This is a genomic window from Streptomyces olivochromogenes, from assembly GCF_001514115.1.
Taxonomy (GTDB): domain Bacteria; phylum Actinomycetota; class Actinomycetes; order Streptomycetales; family Streptomycetaceae; genus Streptomyces; species Streptomyces olivochromogenes.
Genome location: NZ_KQ948454.1, coordinates 326,076 through 351,859, shown reverse-complemented (window position 1 = coordinate 351,859; position 25,784 = coordinate 326,076). Strand labels below are relative to the sequence as shown.

Sequence of the window (25,784 nt, the reverse complement as noted above, 5' to 3'; positions counted from 1 at the left end):
ACAAAGGGTCGTAGCTCAATTGGTAGAGCACTGGTCTCCAAAACCAGCGGTTGGGGGTTCAAGTCCCTCCGGCCCTGCTACGCACACCTTCGCCAGGATGTGTGCGCATGTACGTACCGCAATGCACCGCCGTGCGGCTCAACCGGGCGCGGCACGGCCACGACCCGGAATCAGGTGAGGACGAGTGACGGACGCCGTGGGCTCCATCGACATGCCTGATGCCGAGGCGCCCGAGTCTCAGAAGAAGGCCCGCAAGGGCGGTAAGCGTGCCAAGAAGGGCCCGCTGAAGCGCCTTGCCACTTTCTACCGCCAGATCGTCGCGGAACTCCGCAAGGTCGTCTGGCCGACTCGCAATCAGCTGACGACGTACACCACAGTGGTGATTGTCTTCGTCGTCATCATGATTGGCCTGGTGACCGTGATTGACTATGGGCTCAACCACGCCGCCAAGTACGTCTTCGGCTGAGCCGAGAGCGAAGGGCGCCGTCACCGGCGCCCCTTTCGCGCGTTCCACCCCCATGTATCCAGGAAGAAGCAGCCACCGTGTCTGACCCGAACCTGAACGATGCCAGCGAGTCGGTCGAGTCCGTTGACGACGAGCTCGACATCGTCGAGGGCGCGGACGTCGTGGACGAGTTCGAGGCTGCCGATGCCGCCACCGGCGAGCCCGCCGAGGAAGCGGCCCTGCACGTCGAGGACGAGTCCGGTGAGGACGTCGAGGACGAGGACGTTCCCGACGAGGCCCTCGCTGAAGACGCCGAAGAGGGCGCCGAGGAAGAGGCCGAAGAAGAGGCCGAGCCCGTCGACCCCGTCACCGCACTGCGCGAGGAGCTGCGCACGCTCCCCGGCGAGTGGTACGTCATCCACACCTACGCCGGTTACGAGAACCGCGTGAAGACCAACCTCGAGCAGCGCGCCGTCTCGCTGAACGTCGAGGACTTCATCTTCCAGGCCGAAGTGCCGCAGGAAGAGGTCGCGCAGATCAAGAACGGCGAGCGCAAGACGATCAAGCAGAACAAGCTCCCGGGCTACGTCCTGGTCCGCATGGACCTGACGAACGAGTCCTGGGGTGTCGTTCGCAACACTCCCGGTGTCACCGGCTTCGTGGGCAACGCCTACGACCCGTACCCGCTGACGCTGGACGAGATCGTCAAGATGCTCGCCCCGGAGGCCGAGGAGAAGGCCGCCCGTGAGGCCGCCGAGGCCGAGGGCAAGCCTGCTCCGCAGCGCAAGCTTGAGGTCCAGGTGCTGGACTTCGAGGTCGGCGACTCGGTCACCGTCACGGACGGCCCGTTCGCCACGCTGCAGGCGACCATCAACGAGATCAACGCCGACTCCAAGAAGGTCAAGGGCCTGGTGGAGATCTTCGGTCGCGAGACCCCGGTCGAGCTTTCGTTCGACCAGATCCAGAAGAACTAGCAGCTTCTGGACGTACGTCTTCCGAACAGGTCAGACGGGCTCACGCAGCCCGTCTGACCTGCTCGGTTTTTGGCCGCGCATGGATACCCGTTATCGTTGTGCGGTATGCCTCCATCCGGATGAACCGGGCGGAAGCTGAAAACTCTCACTAGGACCCGGAGAGAGCACATGCCTCCCAAGAAGAAGAAGGTCACGGGGCTTATCAAGCTCCAGATCCAGGCCGGCGCGGCCAACCCGGCTCCGCCGGTCGGCCCCGCGCTGGGCCAGCACGGCGTCAACATCATGGAGTTCTGCAAGGCCTACAACGCCGCGACCGAGTCGCAGCGCGGTTGGGTCATCCCGGTGGAGATCACGGTCTACGAAGACCGCTCCTTCACCTTCATCACCAAGACTCCGCCGGCCGCCAAGATGATCCTCAAGGCCGCGGGTGTCGAGAAGGGCTCCGGCGAGCCGCACAAGACCAAGGTCGCCAAGATCACCCAGGCGCAGGTCCGCGAGATCGCCACCACGAAGATGCCCGACCTCAACGCCAACGACCTGGACGCCGCGTCGAAGATCATCGCCGGCACCGCCCGTTCCATGGGCATCACGGTCGAGGGCTGACACCCACCTTCGTAGGAACCATGCGGCGCGAGCCGCACGTGGCAGGGCCTGCTCGGTCCGTACCACGACTCCTCAGAACACAACAGGAGCAGTAGTGAGCAAGCGCAGCAAGTCTCTCCGCGCTGCGGACGCCAAGATCGACCGGGAGAAGCTCTACGCCCCGCTCGAGGCCGTCCGTCTCGCCAAGGAGACCTCCACGAGCAAGTTCGACGGCACCGTCGAGGTCGCCTTCCGCCTGGGTGTAGACCCGCGCAAGGCCGACCAGATGGTCCGCGGCACCGTGAACCTCCCGCACGGCACCGGTAAGACCGCCCGGGTCCTGGTCTTCGCGACCGGTGACCGTGCCGAGGCCGCACTCGCCGCGGGCGCCGACATCGTCGGCTCCGACGAGCTCATCGACGAGGTATCGAAGGGCCGTCTGGACTTCGACGCCGTCGTCGCCACCCCGGACCTCATGGGCAAGGTCGGCCGTCTGGGCCGTGTCCTTGGCCCGCGTGGTCTGATGCCGAACCCGAAGACCGGCACCGTGACCCCGGACGTGGCCAAGGCCGTGACCGAGATCAAGGGCGGCAAGATCGAGTTCCGCGTCGACAAGCACTCGAACCTGCACTTCATCATCGGCAAGACCTCCTTCGAGGAGGCCAAGCTGGTGGAGAACTACGGCGCCGCGCTGGACGAGATCCTTCGTCTGAAGCCGTCCGCCGCCAAGGGTCGCTACATCAAGAAGGCCGCGATCAGCACCACGATCGGCCCCGGCGTTCCGGTCGACCCGAACCGCACCCGCAACCTCCTCGTCGAGGAGGACCCGGCCGCCGTCTGAGCCTTCCGCTCACCACGGTGACCGCGTCGCATACGCGTTCTTGGCACGGGCCCCGCAACCTTTCGAGGTGCGGGGCCCGTCCCCATTCCCGGATACGTGTGTCAGTGGGCTGCGTTAGCGTGCAGCTCTCAGGATTCGCATAGGGGTGGGACGAATGAAGAGCACGAGCGTGCGCCGAGTGACCCTTTCGATCGCGCTGGTGAGCGCGCTGGCGGGGGTGGCCGCCTGTTCCTCGGGCTCCTCCGGAGGCTCCGGGAAGGACGACAAGGCGGCCGACAAGGGCACGACCCGCGTCAGCCCCATAGCGGCCCTCCAGTCCGCCGAGAAGTCCACCGACGGCGCCGACACCGCCAAGATCGAGTCCACGACGAGCCTGGGCACGCTGATGTCCATGAAGTCGGACGGCGTCATGGGCTGGAGCGACGGCCTCACCGGCGACATGACGATCACGTACACCGGCGGCACGTTGGCCGAGACGATGCGCAAGACGGGCAGCACCTCCATGCAGGCCCGCTACCTGTCCGACGCCTACTACGCCAAGATGGGCGAGGCGTTCGCCAAGCAGTTGGGCGGCAAGCACTGGGTCAGGTACGCGTACGACGACCTGGCGAAGCTCGCCGGCGGCTCCGGCGCGTTCCTGAAGGACCAGATGCAGAACAGCTCGCCGAACCAGTCGGTGAAGCTCCTGCTGGCCTCCGGCGATGTGAAGAAGGTCGGCGACGAGACGGTCCGCGGCGAGAAGACCACGCACTACGCGGGCACGGTGAACGTCTCGGACCTCGCGGCCAAGAGCTCCCACCTCACCGCGAGCCAACTCGCCGACCTCAAGAAGCAGTTCACCCAGGCCGGCATCACGACGGAGGACGTCGACATCTGGGTCAACGGCAAGGACCTGCTCGTCAAGGCGGTCTCCAAGGGCGAGCTGTCGAGCGGCACGATGTCCTCCACGACGTACTACAGCGACTACGGAGTGAAGGTCGCCGCCGTGGCGCCCCCGGCGAGCGACACGACCGATTTCAAGGACCTCCTGAAAACACAGGGCCTGACGCCGGGCAGCGCCGACACTTCGAGCGGGTCGTCGGACACCACGAGCTGAGGCTCCGGGCGCCTGGAGGGCCAGGCGCCAAGAAGCTCAAGTACCGAGAACTCGAGTACCAAGAACTCGAGTACCAAGAAACTCAAAAGAATTCACGAGACCTCTGGAACCTCCCTGGGCTACGCTGCGGGCGAAGTCTGTGTATCGCTCATGTGTTCCCTGGGGGGATCCTGATGTTTTCTGTGCGTGACTCCGTACGGCATGGAGCGGCGGGGGCCGCGCTCGCGGCCCTGGTCCTCGGCGGGGGCGCCGTCGCCTGTGGGAAGGGTGACGAGTCGCCGAAGATGACGCCCGCGGCGGCCGTGGCCAAGGCGGCGAAGAACAGCGAGGCCATCACCTCGCTCAGCTACCGGATGACCGGCAAGGTCCCGGAGACGGGCCGCGTCGAGGCCCAGGCGTCGATGAGCATGAAGCCGCTGGCCATGAGCATGAAGATGACCGCTCTCGACCAGGGCGCCGACGGCAAGATGGAGATCCGGGTCGTCGACGGGGCGATGTACCTGGGCGGGGGTGCGGCCGCCGCCAAGGAGATGGACGGCAAGAGCTGGATGAAGTTCGACATCTCCGGGATGGCCAAGGGCGCCGACGGCTCCGCGGGCATCGACGCGGGCAAGCTCTCCGACCAGGCCGACCAGGACCCGTCCCAGGAGTCCACCTACCTGACCGGCTCCAAGGACGTGAAGAAGGTCGGCACCGAGAAGATCGACGGCGTGCAGACCACCCACTACTACGGCACGGTCACCCTCGACGAACTCCGCGCCGAGCTCAAGAAGAAGGACAAGGCGACGCGGGACAAGCGGGAGAAGAGCCTGAAGCAGTACGAGGAACTGGGCGCCGACAAGCTCACGATGGACATGTGGGTCGGGCCGGACGACCACACCAAGCAGGTCCGGGTGCGCGCCGCCTCCGACAAGGGCCCGCTCGACATGACCATGGTCTTCCTCGACTACAACAAGCCGGTGACGGTGAAGGCCCCGCCCGCCAAGGACACTGTCGACCTCGCGCAGCTGATGAAGGACGCCCAGAAGGGATGATCCGGCACTGAACCGCCGCTGAGCCGAGGCGCCGTGAGGCGCTGAGCCCAGGCGCCGTCGAGTGCCGGGACGAGGCGCTGTCGAGCGGATTTGCTTGACAGCGACCCCGTCACGTACTGTTCCCCAGAAGCCAAAGACCGCTGGTCGTTGCCTTGCGCTCGCAAGAGGGCAGGGCGGCCGAAGGATCCGCTGAAACTGCGGACGACCCGCGTAGGTGACCGTGGATGTGCTCCCGGAGTTCGCTTGCCCAGCTTGCGGACGTGCCGGTCGAGCTACGCCCCGTGCGCCTGCGCCGGGGCGTTTCGTTTTGCCCAGCCCCTTCTGAGCGGTCCTCATCACCCGGAAGGAGGCCGACGCTCTATGGCAAGGCCCGACAAGGCTGCCGCGGTAGCCGAGCTCGCGGACCAGTTCCGCAGCTCGAACGCCGCCGTGCTGACCGAGTACCGGGGTCTCACCGTGGCGCAGCTCAAGACGCTGCGTCGTTCGCTCGGTGAAGACGCCCAGTACGCCGTGGTGAAGAACACGCTGACCAAGATTGCGGCCAACGAGGCCGGGATCTCCACGCTCGACGACCTGTTCAACGGTCCGACGGCGGTCGCGTTCATCACCGGTGACCCGGTGGTGTCCGCGAAGGGTCTTCGTGACTTCGCCAAGGACAACCCCAACCTCGTCATCAAGGGCGGTGTCCTTGACGGCAAGGCGCTGTCCGCCGACGAGATCAAGAAGCTTGCGGACCTCGAGTCCCGCGAGGTTCTGCTCGCCAAGCTGGCGGGTGCCTTCAAGGGCAAGCAGACTCAGGCTGCCCAGCTCTTCCAGGCGCTCCCCTCGAAGCTCGTCCGCACCGTGGACGCTCTTCGTGCCAAGCAGGCCGAGCAGGGCGGTGCCGAGTAATTCGGCTCGCGCATTGACCGCCGCCTGAGCAGTTCCGCCTAGGCAGTGGTCGCAGCGGGCCGAAAGTACGCCCGCCTCACATGTACATCCGGCACCAGCCGAATAAGTGGAAGGATCGCCCCTCATGGCGAAGCTCAGCCAGGAAGACCTGCTCGCGCAGTTCGAGGACATGACCCTCATCGAGCTCTCCGAGTTCGTGAAGGCGTTCGAGGAGAAGTTCGACGTCACCGCCGCCGCCGCGGTCGCCGTTGCCGGTCCGGCCGGCCCCGCCGCCGCCGCCGAGGCCGTCGAGGAGCAGGACGAGTTCGACGTCATCCTCACGGGTGCCGGCGAGAAGAAGATCCAGGTCATCAAGGTCGTGCGTGAGCTGACCTCGCTGGGCCTGAAGGAGGCCAAGGACCTCGTGGACGGCGCCCCGAAGCCCGTTCTCGAGAAGGTCGCCAAGGAGGCCGCCGAGAAGGCTGCCGAGTCCCTCAAGGGCGCCGGCGCCTCCGTCGAGGTCAAGTAGTCCCACGGGCCCGCTGAGGGCCCCTCGCGAGCTGATACAGGTCCGCTAGTGCGCCTGTAACGCTGACGCACTGAAGAGCGATCACCCAACTGGGTGGTCGCTCTTCGGCGTTCCTGGGGTCCGGTGGCGGCTGCCTTGCACTGTCGGTGGCGACGAGTATGGTGATCTTCGTTGTGCCTCCGGCCGAGCCCGTGACGGGCTGCAAGACGGGCTGCAAGACAGGTTGCACGTGACGATCGCGGCACTTGCTTAGGGCATGGGGGGCCTTGACGAACCGCACGCAGCGCGCAATTCTCAGGACGCGTCGTCACAACGATCCGGATCCGAGGCATGGATCGGTGACGAAGAGGGCAGTATCGATGTGCATTGAGGGCGTGGCTTGCCGCAGGTGTTGAGAACAACGATGGTCTCAAAAAACCGGGACTGGACATCAGTGGGCCTAGTGGCTACACTGACCCTTTGCGCTGCCTGTTAGCTGCCTCCTGCCCGTCACCAGGGGCATGCCCTCGCGTGAGCACCGATGACTAGATCATCCCTGACCTGGCCTTTTGGCTGAATCGGGAACGGACTGTCTCTGTGCCCACAGTGGGGGGCCGGTACGCGCGTAGTGAGTCCGAGCCCTCGGAAGGACCCCCTCTTGGCCGCCTCGCGCACTGCCTCGACCGCGAATACGAACAACGGCGCCAGCACCGCCCCGCTGCGCATCTCCTTTGCAAAGATCAAGGAGCCCCTCGAGGTTCCGAACCTTCTTGCGCTGCAAACCGAGAGCTTCGACTGGCTGCTCGGCAACGACGCGTGGAAGGCTCGTGTCGAGGCGGCTCTGGACAACGGACAGGACGTCCCCACCAAGTCCGGTCTGGAGGAGATCTTCGAGGAGATCTCCCCGATCGAGGACTTCTCCGGGTCGATGTCCCTGACGTTCCGGGACCACCGCTTCGAGCCTCCGAAGAATTCCATCGACGAGTGCAAGGACCGCGACTTCACGTACGCGGCCCCGCTCTTCGTCACCGCCGAGTTCACCAACAACGAGACCGGCGAGATCAAGTCCCAGACGGTCTTCATGGGCGACTTCCCGCTCATGACCAACAAGGGCACCTTCGTCATCAACGGCACCGAGCGTGTCGTGGTGTCGCAGCTCGTCCGCTCGCCGGGCGTCTACTTCGACTCCTCCATCGACAAGACGTCCGACAAGGACATCTTCTCCGCGAAGGTCATCCCGTCCCGGGGTGCCTGGCTGGAGATGGAGATCGACAAGCGCGACATGGTCGGTGTCCGCATCGACCGCAAGCGCAAGCAGTCCGTCACCGTTCTCCTGAAGGCTCTCGGTTGGACGACCGAGCAGATCCTCGAGGAGTTCGGCGAGTACGAGTCCATGCGCGCCACCCTGGAGAAGGACCACACCCAGGGCCAGGACGACGCGCTGCTCGACATCTACCGCAAGCTGCGTCCGGGCGAGCCCCCGACCCGCGAGGCCGCGCAGACGCTTCTTGAGAACCTCTACTTCAACCCGAAGCGCTACGACCTCGCGAAGGTCGGCCGTTACAAGGTCAACAAGAAGCTGGGCGGCGAGGCCCCGCTGGACGCCGGGATCCTGACCGTCGAGGACATCATCTCGTCGATCAAGTACCTGGTGAAGCTGCACGCCGGTGAGACCGAGACCGTTGGTGACAACGGCACCACGATCGTCGTCGAGACCGACGACATCGACCACTTCGGCAACCGTCGTCTGCGCAACGTCGGCGAGCTCATCCAGAACCAGGTCCGCACGGGTCTGGCTCGTATGGAGCGCGTCGTCCGCGAGCGCATGACGACCCAGGACGTCGAGGCGATCACGCCGCAGACCCTGATCAACATCCGGCCCGTCGTCGCCTCCATCAAGGAGTTCTTCGGCACCAGCCAGCTGTCGCAGTTCATGGACCAGAACAACCCGCTGTCGGGTCTCACCCACAAGCGCCGTCTGTCGGCTCTTGGCCCGGGTGGTCTCTCCCGTGAGCGGGCCGGCTTCGAGGTCCGTGACGTGCACCCCTCGCACTACGGCCGCATGTGCCCGATCGAGACGCCTGAAGGCCCGAACATCGGTCTGATCGGCTCGCTCGCCTCCTACGGCCGGGTCAACGCGTTCGGTTTCGTCGAGACCCCGTACCGCAAGGTCACCGGCGGTGTCGTCACCGACGAGGTCGACTACCTCACGGCCGACGAAGAGGACCGATTCGTCATCGCGCAGGCCAACGCGCCGCTGACGGACGAGCTCCGCTTCGAGGAGTCCCGTGTCCTGGTCCGCCGTCGTGGCGGAGAGGTCGACTACGTCCCCGGTGAGGACGTCGACTACATGGACGTCTCGCCGCGCCAGATGGTGTCGGTCGCGACCGCCATGATCCCGTTCCTCGAGCACGACGACGCCAACCGTGCCCTCATGGGCGCGAACATGATGCGCCAGGCCGTGCCGCTGATCAAGTCCGAGGCGCCGCTCGTCGGCACCGGCATGGAGTACCGCTGTGCGGTCGACGCCGGTGACGTACTGAAGTCGGAGAAGGACGGTGTGGTCCAGGAGGTCTCCGCGGACTACGTCACCACCGCCAACGACGACGGCACGTACACCACGTACCGCCTGCACAAGTTCTCCCGCTCGAACCAGGGCACCTCCGTCAACCAGAAGGTTGTCGTGGACGAGGGCGCCCGGGTCATCGCCGGTCAGGTTCTGGCCGACGGCCCGGCGACCGAGAACGGCGAGATGGCGCTCGGCAAGAACCTGCTCGTGGCGTTCATGCCGTGGGAGGGTCACAACTACGAGGACGCGATCATCCTTTCGCAGCGCCTCGTGCAGGACGACGTCCTCTCCTCGATCCACATCGAGGAGCACGAGGTCGACGCCCGTGACACCAAGCTCGGCCCCGAGGAGATCACCCGGGACATCCCGAACGTCTCCGAGGAGGTCCTCGCCGACCTCGACGAGCGCGGCATCATCCGCATCGGTGCCGAGGTCGTCGCCGGCGACATCCTGGTCGGCAAGGTCACGCCCAAGGGTGAGACCGAGCTGACCCCGGAGGAGCGCCTGCTCCGCGCGATCTTCGGTGAGAAGGCGCGCGAGGTGCGCGACACCTCGCTGAAGGTGCCGCACGGCGAGATCGGCAAGGTCATCGGCGTCCGCGTCTTCGACCGTGAAGAGGGCGACGAGCTGCCGCCGGGCGTGAACCAGCTGGTTCGTGTCTACGTGGCGCAGAAGCGCAAGATCACGGACGGTGACAAGCTCGCCGGCCGTCACGGCAACAAGGGTGTCATCTCCAAGATCCTGCCGATCGAGGACATGCCGTTCCTGGAGGACGGCACCCCGGTCGACATCATCCTCAACCCGCTCGGTGTCCCGTCCCGAATGAACCCGGGACAGGTCCTGGAGATCCACCTCGGCTGGCTCGCCAGCCGCGGCTGGGACGTCTCCGGTCTCGCCGACGACTGGGCGCAGCGACTGCAGGCCATCGAGGCCGACGTGGTCGCCCCGGGCACCAACGTCGCCACCCCCGTCTTCGACGGTGCGCGTGAGGACGAGCTCGCGGGTCTGCTGCAGCACACGATCCCGAACCGCGACGGCGAGCGCATGGTGCTCCCGACCGGTAAGGCGCCGCTGTTCGACGGCCGCTCCGGCGAGCCGTTCCCGGAGCCGATCTCGGTCGGCTACATGTACATCCTCAAGCTCCACCACCTGGTCGACGACAAGCTGCACGCCCGCTCGACCGGTCCGTACTCGATGATCACCCAGCAGCCGCTGGGTGGTAAGGCCCAGTTCGGTGGCCAGCGCTTCGGTGAGATGGAGGTGTGGGCGCTGGAGGCATACGGCGCCGCTTACGCCCTCCAGGAGCTGCTGACCATCAAGTCCGACGACGTGACCGGCCGCGTGAAGGTCTACGAGGCCATCGTCAAGGGCGAGAACATCCCCGAGCCCGGCATCCCCGAGTCCTTCAAGGTGCTCATCAAGGAGATGCAGTCTCTCTGCCTCAACGTGGAGGTGCTGTCCAGCGACGGTATGTCCATCGAAATGCGTGACACCGACGAGGACGTCTTCCGCGCGGCGGAGGAGCTCGGCATCGACCTGTCCCGGCGCGAGCCGAGCAGCGTCGAAGAGGTCTGACGGGAGTTCGGCGGGCCTTTGAACGCCCTTGGAAAAGGTGCATAAGGCCCGCCGGCCCCAGGACCCCCGTTTCAGACCCCAAGACTTACAACCCTGAGAGGGATTGACGCATAGTGCTCGACGTCAACTTCTTCGATGAGCTCCGGATCGGTCTGGCCACCGCTGACGACATCCGTCAGTGGAGCCACGGCGAGGTCAAGAAGCCCGAGACCATCAACTACCGCACCCTCAAGCCCGAAAAGGACGGACTCTTCTGCGAGAAGATCTTCGGTCCGACCCGGGACTGGGAGTGCTACTGCGGTAAGTACAAGCGTGTCCGCTTCAAGGGCATCATCTGTGAGCGCTGCGGCGTCGAGGTCACTCGCGCCAAGGTGCGTCGTGAGCGGATGGGCCACATCGAGCTGGCCGCTCCCGTCACCCACATCTGGTACTTCAAGGGCGTTCCGTCGCGTCTGGGCTACCTGCTCGACCTCGCCCCGAAGGACCTCGAGAAGGTCATCTACTTCGCGGCGTACATGATCACGTTCGTCGACGAGGAGCGCCGCACCCGCGACCTGCCCTCGCTGGAGGCGCACGTCTCCGTCGAGCGTCAGCAGGTCGAGAACCGTCGCGACGCCGACCTCGAGGCCCGCGCCAAGAAGCTCGAGACCGACCTGGCCGAGCTCGAGGCCGAGGGTGCCAAGGCCGACGTGCGCCGCAAGGTGCGCGAGGGTGCCGAGCGTGAGATGAAGCAGCTGCGTGACCGTTCGCAGCGCGAGATCGACCGTCTCGACGAGGTGTGGACCCGCTTCAAGAACCTGAAGGTCCAGGACCTTGAGGGTGACGAGCTCCTCTACCGCGAGCTGCGTGACCGCTTCGGCACGTACTTCGACGGTTCGATGGGTGCCGCGGCGCTGCAGAAGCGCCTGGAGTCCTTCGACCTCGACGAGGAGGCCGAGCGCCTCCGCGAGATCATCCGCACCGGCAAGGGCCAGAAGAAGACCCGTGCGCTCAAGCGCCTCAAGGTCGTCTCCGCGTTCCTGCAGACCAGCAACAGCCCCAAGGGCATGGTGCTCGACTGCGTGCCGGTCATCCCGCCGGACCTGCGTCCGATGGTGCAGCTGGACGGTGGCCGCTTCGCGACCTCCGACCTGAACGACCTGTACCGCCGCGTGATCAACCGCAACAACCGTCTGAAGCGACTCCTTGACCTCGGTGCCCCCGAGATCATCGTGAACAACGAGAAGCGCATGCTTCAGGAGGCCGTCGACGCGCTCTTCGACAACGGCCGTCGTGGTCGCCCGGTCACGGGCCCCGGCAACCGTCCGCTGAAGTCCCTCAGCGACATGCTGAAGGGTAAGCAGGGTCGATTCCGTCAGAACCTGCTCGGCAAGCGTGTGGACTACTCCGCGCGTTCCGTGATCGTCGTCGGTCCGCAGCTGAAGCTGCACCAGTGTGGTCTGCCCAAGGCCATGGCGCTGGAGCTCTTCAAGCCGTTCGTGATGAAGCGCCTGGTCGACCTGAACCACGCGCAGAACATCAAGAGCGCCAAGCGGATGGTCGAGCGCGGCCGCACGGTCGTGTACGACGTCCTGGAAGAGGTCATCGCGGAGCACCCGGTTCTGCTGAACCGTGCGCCCACGCTGCACCGCCTCGGCATCCAGGCCTTCGAGCCGCAGCTGGTCGAGGGCAAGGCCATCCAGATCCACCCGCTCGTCTGCACCGCGTTCAACGCGGACTTCGACGGTGACCAGATGGCCGTCCACCTGCCCCTGTCCGCAGAGGCGCAGGCCGAGGCCCGCATCCTGATGCTGTCCTCGAACAACATCCTCAAGCCCGCCGACGGCCGCCCGGTCACGATGCCGACCCAGGACATGGTCCTCGGTCTGTTCTTCCTGACCACGGACGGCGAGCTGCGCGACGTCAAGGGCGAGGGCCGTGCCTTCGGCTCGACCGCCGAGGCGACGATGGCGTTCGACGCCGGGGAGCTCGCGCTCCAGTCGGCCGTCGACATCCGCTTCCCGGTGGGCACCATCCCGCCGCGCGGCTGGACCCCGCCGGCGCAGGAGGAGGGCGAGCCCGAGTGGCAGCAGGGTGACACCTTCCGCCTCCGTACGACCCTGGGCCGCGCGCTCTTCAACGAGCTGCTGCCCGAGGACTACCCGTTCGTCGACTACTCGGTGGGCAAGAAGCAGCTCGGCGAGATCGTCAACGACCTGGCCGAGCGCTACCCCAAGGTCATCGTGGCGGCGACGCTCGACAACCTGAAGGCGGCCGGCTTCTACTGGGGCACCCGCTCCGGCGTCACCGTGGCCATCTCCGACATCGTCGTTCCCGAGGCGAAGAAGGAGATCGTCAAGGGCTACGAGGCGCAGGACGAGAAGGTCCAGAAGCAGTACGAGCGCGGTCTGATCACCAAGGAAGAGCGCACTCAGGAGCTCATCGCGATCTGGACCAAGGCGACCAACGAGGTTGCCGAGGCGATGAACGCGAACTTCCCGAAGACGAACCCCATCTTCATGATGGTCGACTCGGGTGCCCGAGGAAACATGATGCAGATGCGTCAGATCGCCGGTATGCGCGGTCTGGTGTCGAACGCCAAGAACGAGACGATCCCGCGCCCCATCAAGGCCTCCTTCCGTGAAGGCCTGTCGGTGCTCGAGTACTTCATCTCGACTCACGGTGCTCGTAAGGGTCTGGCCGACACCGCCCTGCGTACCGCCGACTCGGGTTACCTCACCCGTCGTCTGGTGGACGTCTCGCAGGACGTCATCATCCGCGAGGAGGACTGCGGCACCGACCGTGGTCTGCGTCTGGCCATCGCCGAGCGCGGCGAGGACGGCGTGCTGCGCAAGACGGAGAACGTCGAGACCAGCGTGTACGCACGTGCGCTGGCCGAGGACATCACCGTCGACGGCAGGGTGCTGGCCCCGGCCAACACCGACCTCGGCGACGTCCTCATCGACGAGCTGGTCAAGCACGGCATCGAGGAGGTCAAGACCCGTTCGGTCCTGACCTGCGAGTCCGCCGTCGGCACCTGCGCCATGTGCTACGGCCGTTCGCTGGCCACCGGCAAGCTGGTCGACATCGGTGAGGCGGTCGGCATCATCGCCGCCCAGTCCATCGGTGAGCCCGGTACCCAGCTGACGATGCGTACCTTCCACACCGGTGGTGTGGCCGGTGACGACATCACCCAGGGTCTGCCCCGTGTCGTCGAGCTCTTCGAGGCTCGTACGCCGAAGGGTGTCGCCCCGATCTCCGAGGCCTCCGGCCGCGTGCGGATCGAGGAGACCGAGAAGACCAAGAAGCTCGTGGTCACCCCGGACGACGGCAGCGACGAGACGGCGTTCCCGATCTCGAAGCGTGCCCGGCTCCTGGTGTCCGAGGGCGAGCACGTCGAGGTGGGCCAGAAGCTCACCGTGGGTGCCACCAACCCGCACGACGTGCTGCGCATCCTGGGTCAGCGTGCCGTCCAGGTCCACCTGGTCGGCGAGGTCCAGAAGGTCTACAACTCGCAGGGTGTGTCGATCCACGACAAGCACATCGAGATCATCATCCGGCAGATGCTGCGCCGGGTGACGATCATCGAGTCGGGCGACGCGGAGCTGCTGCCCGGCGAGCTGGTCGAGCGCTCGAAGTTCGAGACCGAGAACCGTCGTGTGGTCCAGGAAGGCGGCCACCCGGCCTCCGGCCGTCCGCAGCTGATGGGTATCACCAAGGCCTCGCTGGCGACCGAGTCGTGGCTGTCGGCGGCGTCCTTCCAGGAGACGACCAGGGTTCTGACGGACGCGGCGATCAACGCCAAGTCCGACTCCCTGATCGGCCTCAAGGAGAACGTCATCATCGGTAAGCTCATCCCGGCCGGTACGGGTCTGTCCCGCTACCGCAACATCCGGGTCGAGCCGACCGAAGAGGCCAAGGCCGCGATGTACTCGGCCGTCGGTTACGACGACATCGACTACTCGCCGTTCGGCACCGGCTCCGGCCAGGCCGTCCCGCTGGAGGACTACGACTACGGTCCGTACAACCAGTAAGGCGTACGTCTGAAGTACTGAAGGGCGGCCACTCCGTTTCGTACGGGGTGGCCGCCCTTCGGCGTTGTCCGGTGCCGGTCGTCCGTGGTCAGCGGCTGAGCTGGAGGTAGGGCTCCAGGGCCTGGAGGCGGGTGTAGTTGTCCGGGTGGGTGGTCAGCAGCCTGGCCAGGCCGCCCGGTTCCTTGAGCTGCCTGCCCTGCGCCGCGGCCTGCGCCTTGACGGCGTCCTCCTGGGCCTGGAAGTGGTGCAGGACCTGCGCCAGGTGGGGCGCGAAGCCCAGGTCCGCCGCCTGCCGGTCGGCACGCAGCTCGCCCTGGCGACCCACGTAGGCGAGCAGATAGGGGGCGGCGACGAGCGGCACGGTGATGTACCAGGCGGCGACGAACCCGCCGATCACGAACATCCCGATGAAGAGGTAGACCATCCCGGTCGCGGCGAGTGAGAAGACGCTCGCGACCCGGATCGCGATCCTGGCGATGCCCCGCATGAAGGCCCAGGCGATCCGGCCGGGCAGGGAGTACCAGTAGCCGAGCAGGCCCGTCCAGGCGTGACCGCCGGTGTGGTGGCCGAGTTCATGGGCGAGTACGGCGGCGAGGTTGCTGCTGGGGATCTCGTTCAGCGCGTACGTCGTGACGCCGACGACATGGCCGGCGGCCGCCACGGCGTTCAGGTCCGTGCTGTTCTCCACCATCAGCTCGTACGTGTGGGGCTCGATGCCCGCTCGGGCGGTGACCTCGCGCCAGATCGGCTCCAGACGGGCCCGCTCCTCGGCGAGCGGCACCCTGAGCTTCATCACGTGCCGGGCGAAGGCCAGCTCGGTGGGCCGGTGGAAGACGAGCGCCCCGGAAGCCAGCCAGGCGAGGATGACCAGCCAGCCGATGGCCGTGCCGAGGATTCCCACGGCGAACGAGGCGACCACGGCGAGGCTCACCAGGAAGCCCGGCACCTGGACCGCCAGCTGCCCGATCGCGGTGGCGTCGGCACCACGCTGGTGCGCGGCCACGTGGATTCGGGAGCCCGCGTGACGGTAGTCGAGGTCGTCGGGTGCGGGGGCCTCCGGCGGTGCCGCGGGTGTGGGGGCGGGGGGCGTCTGGGGCGGGATGTACGGCGGTGTGGTGGCGGTGGGCTGCGGGCCGCTCGGGTACGTGGGCGTGGCCCCCGGGTGGGCGGACGGCGCCGCGGGGTACGAGGGCGCGGCCCCGGCCCCCGGGTACTGGGGCGCGGCGCCCGGATAGGACGGGGGCGCGGGAGTCTCCGGGTACAGGGGCGGAGCGGCGGCCCCAGGGTACGGGGGCGGGGGAACGGCGGCCCCGGGATACGGGGGCGGGGGAGCGGCGGCCCCGGGGTACGGGGGCGGGGGAACGGCGGCTCCAGGGTACGGAGGCGAGGGAGCGGCGGTCCCGGGGTACGGGGGCGGGGGAGCGGCGGCCCCGGGATACGGAGGTGGGGTCGAGGCGGCCCCGGGGTACGGCGGCGCGGGCGTGCCCGGGTACGGGGGGTCCGGGTAGACGGGGCCGGGCTCCGGGGCGGCCGGGTCTGGTGGGTAGGACAAGGTGGGGCTCCTTCAGGATGGGGACGTCAGCCGATGAGCAGCCCGGCGGGAAGCAGCACCGTGCCCGCGCAGAAGGCGATCAGTCCGGTGCGGATCCACTGGTGCTTGCGGGCGGCGATACGGCTGGTCTCGGTGAGCGCCGCGGTGAGTCCGGCGGCGGGGTCGCGGTCGGTGTCGGCGAGAGCGGTCGCCAACTGACCTTCACGTACGGCTTGTTGGATGTCGCCGAAGAAACAGAGGGGCCGGCCCGGGGCCCATGAACTGGCGCGGTACCGGGGGAGCACCGCGAGCAGCAGCGCGAACAGGGCGGAGGCGAGGGCCAGGGCGCCGGTCCACCAGACGGCCGTACCGGGCGCGGAGAGCGAGCTCGGTGACCAGTTCCGCCCGGCCAGCAGCCCGCTGAACACCCCCGCCGTCATCCCGAGCGCCGCCACGAGCACGGACGCCTTGCTGTCGGCCCGGGCGATCTCGCCCCGCAGTTCCTCCAGCAGTCGTTCGGCGGTTCTGGTGCCGGGAGCGGTGGTGGTCACTCCGGTCCCGTCTCGGAGGACTCCGGCGCTGGGAGCGGGGGCGGGGGACAGGCGGAGGGCGCGGGCGGAATGACGGGCGTGGGAGCCACGGCCGGGAGCGGCGGGGCCTGGTCGTACGGGCCCCCGGCGGCGGGCGCGGCCGGGGGTGCCTGGTACGGCCCCGGCGGCACGGTTCCGGGCGCGGGCGGGACGTACGGCTGGTGGGACACGGGCGGCCCCGGCGGGGTGTAGGGAGCGCCCGGTACGCCTCCGGGGGCCGGAGAGCCGCCGTAGGGCTGGGCGGCGGCCCCGTACGGCGGTGACGGGGTGTACGGCTGCGGCTGCGCGGGGTCGTACGGCCGTGAGGGGTCGTACGGCGGCTGCGGTACGCCCCCCGGCGGCGGCGCCGGTCGGCCGGGCACCGGGGGCTGTGGCGGGGGCTCCTGGCGGCTGTTGAGTTCCTTGACGACGCGCAGGGTGGAGCGGGCCGACTCGGCCTTCTGGTAGTCCTCCAGGGTGTCTCCGGCGATCAGCTCCAGCTGGCTCTCGATGGCGGAGAGCTGGTCCTTCTGGAGGGCGTTGATGACCATCCGGGTGTCCTCGGGGTGCGCGGCGAGGTGGAAGGCCCACTGGGCGACACCCCCGTGTTGCAGGTGGTGCTGGTAGAAGGCGATCTTCTGGGCCATCAGCTCCTGGGACTGGTGCTGGCGCAGCACCTCCAGCTCGTGCAGCTGCTGGGCCTGGCGCAGCCGGTACTCGTGCTCGGGGTCGAGCATGTCGGCCTCGTAGCGCAGCGCCCGTTTGCGCCGTCTGTGCGCGATCGCGTCGTCGTCCAGGCGCAGCCGCACCGCGCACGTGACCGCGAGCCCGATGCCGTCGGCGAAGACGCCGCTCTCGACCGCGTACTGGACCTCGGCCTCGGCGTCCCGGCTGTCCTCGATGGAGAACCGGCGGCTGACCGGTCGCGCCAGCTGGTGGAGTTCTCGGGCGAGGCGTGTGGGCACATCGCGTTCGCCGCCGGCCACGTACGCGATCGGGTCCGAGACGCGCCACGTCAGATCGGCGGTGGCGCCGAACGAGAACGCGTCGTCGTCGCTGGGCAGTTCGAGTTCCAGCTGGACCGGGTGGCTGCCCATGTCGACCTCGTAGACCGAGGTGTAGCGGCGGGTCGCGGCGTCCGTGCGGCTCGGCCGGTGCGGGGGCATGTACGCGTCGTAGCCGCCGCCCGCGGTGGCGAACACCAGTGCGTGGTCGATCGCGGAGACCGGCCGCCGGGCCGTGTAGTCGAAACGGGAGATCGGTCGCACGGTGAGCACCGGGTCGATCAGCAGGGTGTGCCGGTCGGCCTGTTGCTGCCACTCCGGCGGGCGGCGGAATTCCGCCATGGGTCAACTCCTCGTGACTCTGTGTCAGGCTGTCGGGACGGGGGGACGCAGTGCGGCGAGCAGGCGGTCGGCGAGGGGCGGGCGCGGGCCGCCGTCCCGGCCGCGCAGGGTCCGCAGTTCGTGGCTGAGGCGTTTGTGGTCGTCCGCGGTGACGACCAGCGCGGGCAGCAGCAGCTCCAGGGCCTGGGCCGCGTCCGGGCGGCGCTCGGCCACGTACACCCAGGTGTGCAGGGCGTTCAGGGCGCCCCGGGTGTGGGCGCGGTCGCCGAGGGCGGTGCGCCAGAGGGTGGCGAGGTCGCGGGCCGAGTCCGCCTGGTACATGCCGTCGCCGGCGTACCACTCGACGAGCGCGCCCTCCTCGGCGTTGTCGCACGCCAGTACGAAGGCGCCCAGCGCCAGCGCGCGGACCGCGGGGGTGTCGTGGTGAAGCAGCCGCACCAGCTCGGAGAGCATCTCGCCGCGCCTGAGGCCCACGGAGAGCAGCAGGGCCGTGGACTCGATCAGGTTGGCCGCCTCGGCCGGGCCGCTGTGGTCGGCGCGGGCCAGGGTCGCCAGGGCGCTCAGGGCCGGGGCCACCAGGTCCGGACGCAACGGCGCGAGCAGCCCGAAGGCGCGGATCGCGGTCCAGCGGCGGGCCGGGTGGGAGTCCGTGCACCACTGGGTGAGCAGGCGCAGGACGACGGGCGCGTCGAGGAGCTGGGCGAGCGTGAGGGTGTTCGCGGCGGTGACACGGGGGCCGAACGTCTTCGACACCGCCCAGCCGTCGATCAGCAGCGCGACCGCGGAGGGCAGGTCGGCGAGCGCGAGCATGGCGGTGGCCGCGGCGGCCCGGGTCCGTACGACGGGACGCCCGTCGCGGGCCAGCTCCCTCAGCCAGGCGATCAGCGCGGGCCGGGCCGAGGGATGTCCCGTCCACACCTCGGTGAGCAGGGCGCGCGGGGTGTTCTCCTTCCGGAAGAACGCGGTGAACTGCGGCACCGGGCCCCATTCGGTCGCCTCGTCCCGCACCTCCCCCTCGGCACGGGCCCGCGCGAGCCGGGTCTCCGCATCGAGCCCGAACACCGGGATCTCCGGCGGCTCCTCGGGGTGCTGCAAGCGCTGGAAGTGCACGAACAGCTTGTCCGCGAGCTCGGCGGCCAGGACGTACGGCGCCCGGTCGAAGACGGCGAGCGAGATGAGGAAGGCCTTGTCGCGCAGCGTGGACTCGGGGTCGCTCAGCCACTCCCGGCACTGCTGCTCCACGGCCGCCTGCCCGAACTCCGCGAGCCGGGCCGCGGCCGCCTCGCCGCCGTCGTAACCCGCCACCTCCTTCGCGAACTCGGCCGCCTCGGCGGGCTGATGATGTCCCCGGGTGAGGAAGTCGCGCACCGGGGTGAGGGCGAGGAGGCCGTCGGTGTCCTGCGCGCGGTGCCTGCTCACATACGCGCGGACGACGGCCGACGCCTCCGGCGGCTGCCAGACGCAGGCGGTGGCGCCGAGCAGGAAGGGCGAGTTCTCGACCGTCACCACCAGATACCCGTCGACCTTCTTGAGCTGGTCGCGGGCCGCGTGGAGATGGGTGTCGCGCAGCGGCCGGTTGCGGCTCAGCGGCAGATCGCGCAGCACGTGCCCGCCGGGTGCGGTGAGCGGGGCGCTCAGGGTCGCCGGGCTCGTCTCCGGAGAGAGCGCGTGCACGGCGGGCACGCCCAGACGGTGCAGGAGCATCAGCGCGGCGGCGTGGCGGCCGGTGGCGTGGGCGCCGGCGAGGACGAGGACGCGTTCTTCGCGGAGCCGGTCCAGGGCGGCGGCGAAGGCGGGGCTCTCGACGAAGACGGCGTCCAGGTCTTCGAGGTGGCGCCGCGGGATCTCTCCGGAGGCGTACGCGGCCGAGGCCGCCGAGCCGTGGTGGTGGATCTCCGTCTTGCCGCCCATGAACACGTCACCGGCGACCTCGCCGCCGGACACGCCGTGCTGGGCGCCGCCGACCAGACTCCCGCCGAAGGACGCGGCCGAGCCGAGGATGAACCCCGGGGTGTGCGCGAAGAGCTCGCGCTGAGCCGCGCGTGCCTCCTGCGTCCGCTCCTGTTCCCCCTCTCCTTCCCCCTCCGCGTCCTGGCGCCGGGCGTCCGGCTCGGGGGCCGGGTCCATGTCCTTCGGGGGTACGTCGTCGGGGGCCGACGACGTGGGTGGAGGCACCGTCACGCCGACTCACCCCCGGACCCGCCGAGGTGGACGTCTCCGGTGACCTGGCCGCCCGACACGCCGTGCTGGTCGCCGCCGACGAGGCTGCCGCCGAAGGTGGGGGCGCCTCCGTCGAAGTGGAAGACGGCGCCCGCGGGAGGGGCGGCGGGCCGGGCCGCGCGGGCCTCGGGGGCCTGGGCTCCGGACATCTGGGCTCCGGACGCCTGGGCTCCGGACGCCCGGGCCTCTGGCTGGTCCCGCCTCGGTGCCGGACGCTCCCCCGAGCTGGCGCCCGGCACCGAGGTTCCCCCCTTCTCACTGTGGTCGTCGCCGGTCCCCGGCACCGGGCCGTGCAGCCAGGCGCGCAGCGGGCCGTTCTTGCTGTCCACGGTCACGGCGTGGAAGTCGTCCGCGGGGATGCCCGCGTGACCGTGCCGCACGATCCCCGTGTGCACGCTCTCCGAGACGCACAGGGCGAAGTCGTCTCTCCGCTCCCGCAGGGCCGCGCGCAGCAGCTGGGCGTCGAGGAGGCGGCAGGCGTGGTTGAGGTCGGAGCCGACCCAGCCGTCGTGCTCGTCCACGGCGACGTAGCCCGTGGCGACGACGCCGCGCAGCCGGATCTGCGCCGAGCTGGACGCCATCCGGTTGACCGCGTGCAACTGGGTGGGGACCTCGGTGAGCAGGGCGCGCAGCAGTGCGGTGACGGAGGCGTTGGCGTCGATCAGCTCCATCACGGAGTCGCCCCGGTCGGCGCGCAGGCGCAGGCGTTCGTCGATGCCGGCGCGCTCCAGGGTGCGGTCGGCGACGTCGTACAGCATGCGCCGCAGGTACGCCTGCTCGATGTCGTCCCGGTCGCTGTACTTCTCGATGTCGAGCAACAGGATCGTCCGGCTCACGGGGTCGGTCATGGTCGCCTCTCGCAGGTGGTGCGGCAGTGGCAGAAGAGTGGCGGGCGGGGTTGTGGTGCCGTGAGGGCGGATGACGCAGTCGGAGTGTGACGGCGTGCACAGAACCCCCGGTCCCTCGCCCCCGCCGCCCCTACCCGTCCCATCCCCAGGGGCTCCGCCCCTTCGACCCCGGGCCCCGCTTCGGCCCGAACGACCTCGTGCTCGACCGGCGGGTGGGCTGGAGGTGCGCGGTGGGGTGGGGTGGGAACCGGCCCACGGCCCCTGCCCTCGAACGCCGGACCCCCGAGGCTCTTGGGGGCGCGGGGAACTGCGCGACCGACCCCCACCGGCCGGCAGCCGGAGAACCGCCGGCGGGCGGGGGACCCGGGGCGCGGCCCCGGCCCCCCAGGGGCGCGGGCAACTGCGCGACCAGCCCCCACCGGCCCGCGGCCGAAGTGATCCACAAGACTCACGTCACCCCCGCGCGATCCGTCGCAGCACATCCGGCCGCACGATCACCAGCGCCCGGCGCCCCGTCATCACGACCCCCCGTTCCCGCAGGTCCTTCAGCAGGCGTTGGACCATCTCCCGGGAGGCCCCCACCGACCCGGCGAGTTCCTGTTTGCTCAGGGGGACGGAGAGTTCGATGCCCTGGTCGGTGCGCCGCCCGTGGGTGCGGGCGAGGTCCAGCAACAGGATCGCGAAGCGCTCCCGCACGCTGAGGGAGGCGAATTCCAGGCGGCGCCGATCGGCCGCCCGGGTCCGATCGGAGGTGAGGCCGAGGAGGGCGAAGGAGACGGCGGGGGAGCGGGCGAGGAACTCGGTGAACCGGCCGCGTTCGACCGCGACCGTACGGACCGGCTCCAGGGCCGTCACGGTGGCCGATCGCGGGCGCCCGGTGAGCGCCGCGGACTCCCCGATGATGTCGCCGGGGCCGCGCAGCGCGAGCAGCGCCTCGTAGCCGTTGGAGGCGGCCGCGGTCACCTTCGTCCAGCCGTGCGTGACGAACAGGACGTGTGAGGACGGCTCGCTCTGGTGCAGGAGCACCATCCGGGGCGCGTACGAGAGCTCGTGCCCGAGATCGAGCAGCGCCGAGCGGTCCTCGCTCTCCAGCCGGGCCAGGAACGGCACCCGGTCGTCGAGCCCCCCGTCGCCGGGTAAGCCCGACGAATCCCACGAACCCGGTAAGTCCGATGACCCGGATGACCCGGATGACCCGGATGAGTCCGGTGCGTGTGCTGCCGTCATGGTCCCCCCGATCGCCGCAGCCGACCGATCAAGGTACTGAAGGGCGCGTGGCGGTGGACAGAGATTGCGCAGTACCGTCGGGGATCGGAAACTTTTGGGGACGAGCGCCCCGGGAATGCGCTAAGGCCGGCCCGACCATCACCCCGCGACGGCCCCACGACCGCCGCAGCGACCGCCTCACGACCGCCCCGTCCCGGACTCGCGTCCGACCTGCGGGAGCACCGCGCTGACGTGGCAAGAAGTCCGGCGTGTCGCCCTGGACAGCATTTGTTTTGACCGGAGTCCTTGAGGTAGGTACGCTCAGACCTTGTGCCTGGGGTGTGCCCTGGCTCGCGTGCGTGCCTTCAAACCGCAAGGCGAGCCGTAACCGGCCACCGTAATCTGCGCCCTTTTCGCCTCGCGGCGGGAGTCTGCAGCATTCGACACACCCGACCGCGTGGGTCGGAGATGTTCCAGGTTAGCTTCACCATTCGGCACACAGAAACCGGAGAAGTAGTGCCTACGATCCAGCAGCTGGTCCGGAAGGGCCGGCAGGACAAGGTCGAGAAGAACAAGACGCCCGCACTCGAGGGTTCGCCCCAGCGTCGCGGCGTCTGCACGCGTGTGTTCACGACCACCCCGAAGAAGCCGAACTCGGCCCTGCGTAAGGTCGCGCGTGTGCGTCTGACCAGCGGGATCGAGGTCACCGCTTACATTCCGGGTGAGGGACACAACCTGCAGGAGCACTCCATCGTGCTCGTGCGCGGCGGCCGTGTGAAGGACCTGCCGGGTGTTCGCTACAAGATCATCCGTGGTTCGCTTGACACCCAGGGTGTCAAGAACCGCAAGCAGGCCCGCAGCCGCTACGGCGCCAAGAAGGAGAAGTAGAAATGCCTCGTAAGGGCCCCGCCCCGAAGCGCCCGGTCATCATCGACCCGGTCTACGGTTCCCCTCTGGTGACCTCCCTCATCAACAAGGTGCTGCTGAACGGCAAGCGCTCCACCGCCGAGCGCATCGTCTACGGCGCCATGGAGGGTCTGCGTGAGAAGACGGGCAACGACCCGATCATCACGCTGAAGCGCGCGCTGGAGAACATCAAGCCGACCCTCGAGGTCAAGTCCCGCCGTGTCGGTGGTGCGACGTACCAGGTTCCGATCGAGGTCAAGCCCGGTCGTGCCAACACGCTCGCGCTGCGCTGGCTCGTCGGTTACTCCCGCGCCCGTCGCGAGAAGACCATGACCGAGCGTCTGCTCAACGAGCTTCTCGACGCCTCCAACGGCCTTGGTGCCGCTGTGAAGAAGCGCGAGGACACCCACAAGATGGCCGAGTCCAACAAGGCCTTCGCGCACTACCGCTGGTAGTCGCTACCCCCATCGAGACCGAGAGAAGACCGAAGCCTTATGGCTACCACTTCACTTGACCTGGCCAGGGTCCGCAACATCGGGATCATGGCCCACATCGACGCGGGCAAGACGACCACCACCGAGCGGATCCTCTTCTACACCGGCGTCAGCTACAAGATCGGTGAGGTCCACGACGGCGCTGCCACCATGGACTGGATGGAGCAGGAGCAGGAGCGTGGCATCACGATCACCTCTGCTGCCACCACCTGTCACTGGCCGCTCGAGGACAACGACTACACGATCAACATCATCGACACCCCGGGGCACGTCGACTTCACGGTCGAGGTGGAGCGTTCGCTCCGCGTCCTCGACGGTGCCGTCACGGTGTTCGACGGTGTCGCCGGTGTGGAGCCGCAGTCCGAGACGGTGTGGCGTCAGGCCGACCGTTACGGCGTGCCGCGCATCTGCTTCGTGAACAAGCTTGACCGCACCGGCGCCGAGTTCCACCGCTGCGTGGACATGATCAAGGACCGGCTTGGCGCCGTTCCGATCATCATGCAGCTGCCGATCGGTGCCGAGATGGACTTCAAGGGCGTTGTGGACCTGGTCCGCATGAAGGCGCTCGTGTGGTCCGCCGAGGCCGCCAAGGGCGAGATGTACGACGTCGTCGACATCCCGGCCACGCACACCGAGGCTGCCGAGGAGTACCGCGGCAGGCTGGTCGAGACCGTCGCGGAGCACGACGACGAGATCATGGAGCTGTTCCTTGAGGGCCAGGAGCCCACCGAGGAGCAGCTGTACGCCGCGATCCGTCGTGTCACCATCGCCTCCGGCAAGTCCAGCGACGTCACGGTCACCCCGGTGTTCTGCGGTACCGCGTTCAAGAACAAGGGCGTTCAGCCCCTGCTCGACGCGGTCGTGCGCTACCTGCCGACTCCGATCGACGTCGAGGCCATCGAGGGCCACGACGTGAAGGACCCGGAGCTGGTCGTCAAGCGCAAGCCGTCCGACGACGAGCCGCTCTCCGCCCTCGCGTTCAAGATCATGAGCGACCCGCACCTGGGCAAGCTCACCTTCGTCCGGGTGTACTCGGGCCGCCTGGAGTCCGGCAGCGCTGTGCTGAACTCCGTCAAGGGCAAGAAGGAGCGCATCGGCAAGATCTACCGTATGCACGCGAACAAGCGTGAGGAGATCGAGTCGGTGGGCGCCGGTGACATCGTCGCCGTCATGGGCCTGAAGCAGACCACCACCGGTGAGACGCTGTCCGACGACAAGAACCCGGTCATCCTGGAGTCCATGGACTTCCCGGCGCCGGTCATTCAGGTCGCCATCGAGCCCAAGTCCAAGGGTGACCAGGAGAAGCTGGGTGTCGCCATCCAGCGTCTCGCGGAGGAGGACCCCTCCTTCCAGGTTCACTCGGACGAGGAGACCGGCCAGACCATCATCGGTGGCATGGGCGAGCTGCACCTCGAGGTGCTGGTCGACCGTATGCGCCGTGAGTTCAAGGTCGAGGCCAACGTCGGCAAGCCGCAGGTCGCGTACCGCGAGACGATCCGCAAGACCGTCGAGCGTCACGACTACACCCACAAGAAGCAGACCGGTGGTACCGGTCAGTTCGCCAAGGTGCAGATCGCGATCGAGCCCATCACCGAGACCGATGGTCCGGCGTACGAGTTCGTGAACAAGGTCACCGGTGGCCGTATCCCGCGGGAGTACATCCCGTCGGTGGACGCCGGTGCGCAGGAGGCCATGCAGTTCGGCATCCTGGCCGGCTACGAGATGACGGGCGTCCGCGTCATTCTTCTCGACGGTGGCTACCACGAGGTCGACTCCTCCGAGCTCGCGTTCAAGATCGCCGGTTCGCAGGCCTTCAAGGAGGCCGCGCGCAAGGCCAGCCCCGTGCTGCTCGAGCCGATGATGGCCGTCGAGGTCACCACGCCCGAGGAGTCGATGGGTGATGTCATCGGCGACCTCAACTCCCGCCGTGGCCAGATCCAGGCCATGGAGGAGCGCAGCGGCGCTCGCGTCGTGAAGGGCCTCGTGCCCCTCTCGGAGATGTTCGGCTACGTCGGAGACCTCCGCAGCAAGACCTCGGGTCGCGCAAGCTACTCGATGCAGTTCGACTCCTACGCCGAGGTTCCCAGGAACGTCGCCGAGGAGATCATCGCGAAGGCCAAGGGCGAGTAACACACCCCGTTTACACGCTTTAGGCTT

The 25,784-nt window shown here is 68.3% G+C and carries 19 protein-coding genes and 1 tRNA gene; 14 read left to right on the top strand and 6 right to left on the bottom strand.

The window, feature by feature from the left end; translation table 11 throughout:
- The first annotated feature begins 4 nt into the window (after positions 1-4).
- The 11 genes from AQJ27_RS14020 (at position 5) to AQJ27_RS13970 (ending at position 14,507) form a co-directional block, all read left to right on the top strand.
- Positions 5-77 (top strand) — tRNA-Trp (locus AQJ27_RS14020).
- 107 nt (positions 78-184) lie between these two features.
- Positions 185-466, top strand: a complete 282-nt coding sequence (gene secE, locus AQJ27_RS14015; RefSeq protein WP_067367170.1) for a preprotein translocase subunit SecE — start codon at positions 185-187, stop codon at positions 464-466.
- A 77-nt stretch (positions 467-543) separates the two neighbouring features.
- Positions 544-1,419, top strand: coding sequence for a transcription termination/antitermination protein NusG (gene nusG / locus AQJ27_RS14010; RefSeq protein WP_067367167.1), 876 nt, complete (start codon positions 544-546; stop codon positions 1,417-1,419).
- Positions 1,420-1,587: 168 nt separating this feature from the next.
- Positions 1,588-2,022 (top strand): 50S ribosomal protein L11, encoded by a 435-nt coding sequence (gene rplK / locus AQJ27_RS14005; protein WP_030359033.1) that lies wholly within the window; start codon positions 1,588-1,590, stop codon positions 2,020-2,022.
- A 94-nt stretch (positions 2,023-2,116) separates the two neighbouring features.
- Positions 2,117-2,842, top strand: coding sequence for a 50S ribosomal protein L1 (gene rplA, locus AQJ27_RS14000; RefSeq protein ID WP_067367164.1), 726 nt, complete (start codon positions 2,117-2,119; stop codon positions 2,840-2,842).
- A 154-nt stretch (positions 2,843-2,996) separates the two neighbouring features.
- Positions 2,997-3,938, top strand: coding sequence for an SCO4651 family lipoprotein (locus tag AQJ27_RS13995; RefSeq protein WP_067367162.1), 942 nt, complete (start codon positions 2,997-2,999; stop codon positions 3,936-3,938).
- 182 nt (positions 3,939-4,120) lie between these two features.
- Positions 4,121-4,972, top strand: coding sequence for an SCO4651 family lipoprotein (locus AQJ27_RS13990; RefSeq protein WP_067367160.1), 852 nt, complete (start codon positions 4,121-4,123; stop codon positions 4,970-4,972).
- Positions 4,973-5,332: 360 nt separating this feature from the next.
- A complete protein-coding gene (gene rplJ / locus AQJ27_RS13985) occupies positions 5,333-5,863 on the top strand; it encodes a 50S ribosomal protein L10 (protein ID WP_060901499.1) in 531 nt (176 codons plus the stop codon).
- A gap of 124 nt (positions 5,864-5,987) precedes the next feature.
- Complete coding sequence (gene rplL / locus AQJ27_RS13980) at positions 5,988-6,371, top strand: 50S ribosomal protein L7/L12 (protein ID WP_067367157.1); 384 nt, start codon at positions 5,988-5,990, stop codon at positions 6,369-6,371.
- A gap of 637 nt (positions 6,372-7,008) precedes the next feature.
- Positions 7,009-10,494: a DNA-directed RNA polymerase subunit beta gene (gene rpoB / locus AQJ27_RS13975; RefSeq protein ID WP_067367154.1), complete on the top strand. Its 3,486-nt coding sequence runs from the start codon at positions 7,009-7,011 to the stop codon at positions 10,492-10,494.
- A gap of 113 nt (positions 10,495-10,607) precedes the next feature.
- Complete coding sequence (locus AQJ27_RS13970; protein ID WP_067367151.1) at positions 10,608-14,507, top strand: DNA-directed RNA polymerase subunit beta'; 3,900 nt, start codon at positions 10,608-10,610, stop codon at positions 14,505-14,507.
- 88 nt (positions 14,508-14,595) lie between these two features.
- Here the strand turns inward: AQJ27_RS13970 and AQJ27_RS13965 are convergent, their stop codons facing one another.
- The 6 genes from AQJ27_RS13965 to AQJ27_RS13940 all read right to left on the bottom strand — a co-directional run bounded on the left by AQJ27_RS13965 (position 14,596) and on the right by AQJ27_RS13940 (position 22,131).
- A complete protein-coding gene (locus tag AQJ27_RS13965) occupies positions 14,596-16,059 on the bottom strand; it encodes a M48 family metalloprotease (protein WP_235613587.1) in 1,464 nt (487 codons plus the stop codon).
- 26 nt (positions 16,060-16,085) lie between these two features.
- On the bottom strand, positions 16,086-16,589 hold the full coding sequence (locus AQJ27_RS13960) for a Pycsar system effector family protein (RefSeq protein ID WP_067367148.1): 504 nt from the start codon (positions 16,587-16,589) through the stop codon (positions 16,086-16,088).
- Positions 16,586-17,953, bottom strand: coding sequence for a hypothetical protein (locus AQJ27_RS13955; RefSeq protein WP_067367145.1), 1,368 nt, complete (start codon positions 17,951-17,953; stop codon positions 16,586-16,588). Before AQJ27_RS13955 ends, AQJ27_RS13960 begins: the two co-directional genes overlap by 4 nt.
- Positions 17,954-17,977: 24 nt before the next feature.
- Positions 17,978-20,134 carry a hypothetical protein gene (locus tag AQJ27_RS13950; RefSeq protein WP_067367140.1) on the bottom strand — a complete coding sequence of 719 codons (2,157 nt, stop codon included), beginning with the start codon at positions 20,132-20,134 and terminating at the stop codon, positions 17,978-17,980.
- Positions 20,131-21,021 (bottom strand): hypothetical protein, encoded by an 891-nt coding sequence (locus AQJ27_RS13945; RefSeq protein ID WP_067367138.1) that lies wholly within the window; start codon positions 21,019-21,021, stop codon positions 20,131-20,133. Before AQJ27_RS13945 ends, AQJ27_RS13950 begins: the two co-directional genes overlap by 4 nt.
- Before the next feature lie 453 nt (positions 21,022-21,474).
- Positions 21,475-22,131 (bottom strand): Crp/Fnr family transcriptional regulator, encoded by a 657-nt coding sequence (locus AQJ27_RS13940; protein ID WP_067367136.1) that lies wholly within the window; start codon positions 22,129-22,131, stop codon positions 21,475-21,477.
- Positions 22,132-22,743: 612 nt separating this feature from the next.
- On the opposite strand from AQJ27_RS13940, the gene rpsL reads away from it, so the two are divergent.
- The 3 genes from rpsL to fusA are packed head-to-tail and all read left to right on the top strand — an operon-like array spanning position 22,744 to position 25,757.
- Positions 22,744-23,115, top strand: a complete 372-nt coding sequence (gene rpsL, locus AQJ27_RS13935; RefSeq protein WP_003948652.1) for a 30S ribosomal protein S12 — start codon at positions 22,744-22,746, stop codon at positions 23,113-23,115.
- Positions 23,116-23,117: 2 nt separating this feature from the next.
- Positions 23,118-23,588, top strand: a complete 471-nt coding sequence (gene rpsG, locus AQJ27_RS13930; protein WP_003992340.1) for a 30S ribosomal protein S7 — start codon at positions 23,118-23,120, stop codon at positions 23,586-23,588.
- Between the two features lie 39 nt (positions 23,589-23,627).
- Positions 23,628-25,757 carry an elongation factor G gene (gene fusA / locus AQJ27_RS13925; RefSeq protein ID WP_067367135.1) on the top strand — a complete coding sequence of 710 codons (2,130 nt, stop codon included), beginning with the start codon at positions 23,628-23,630 and terminating at the stop codon, positions 25,755-25,757.
- The last annotated feature ends 27 nt before the right edge of the window (positions 25,758-25,784 follow it).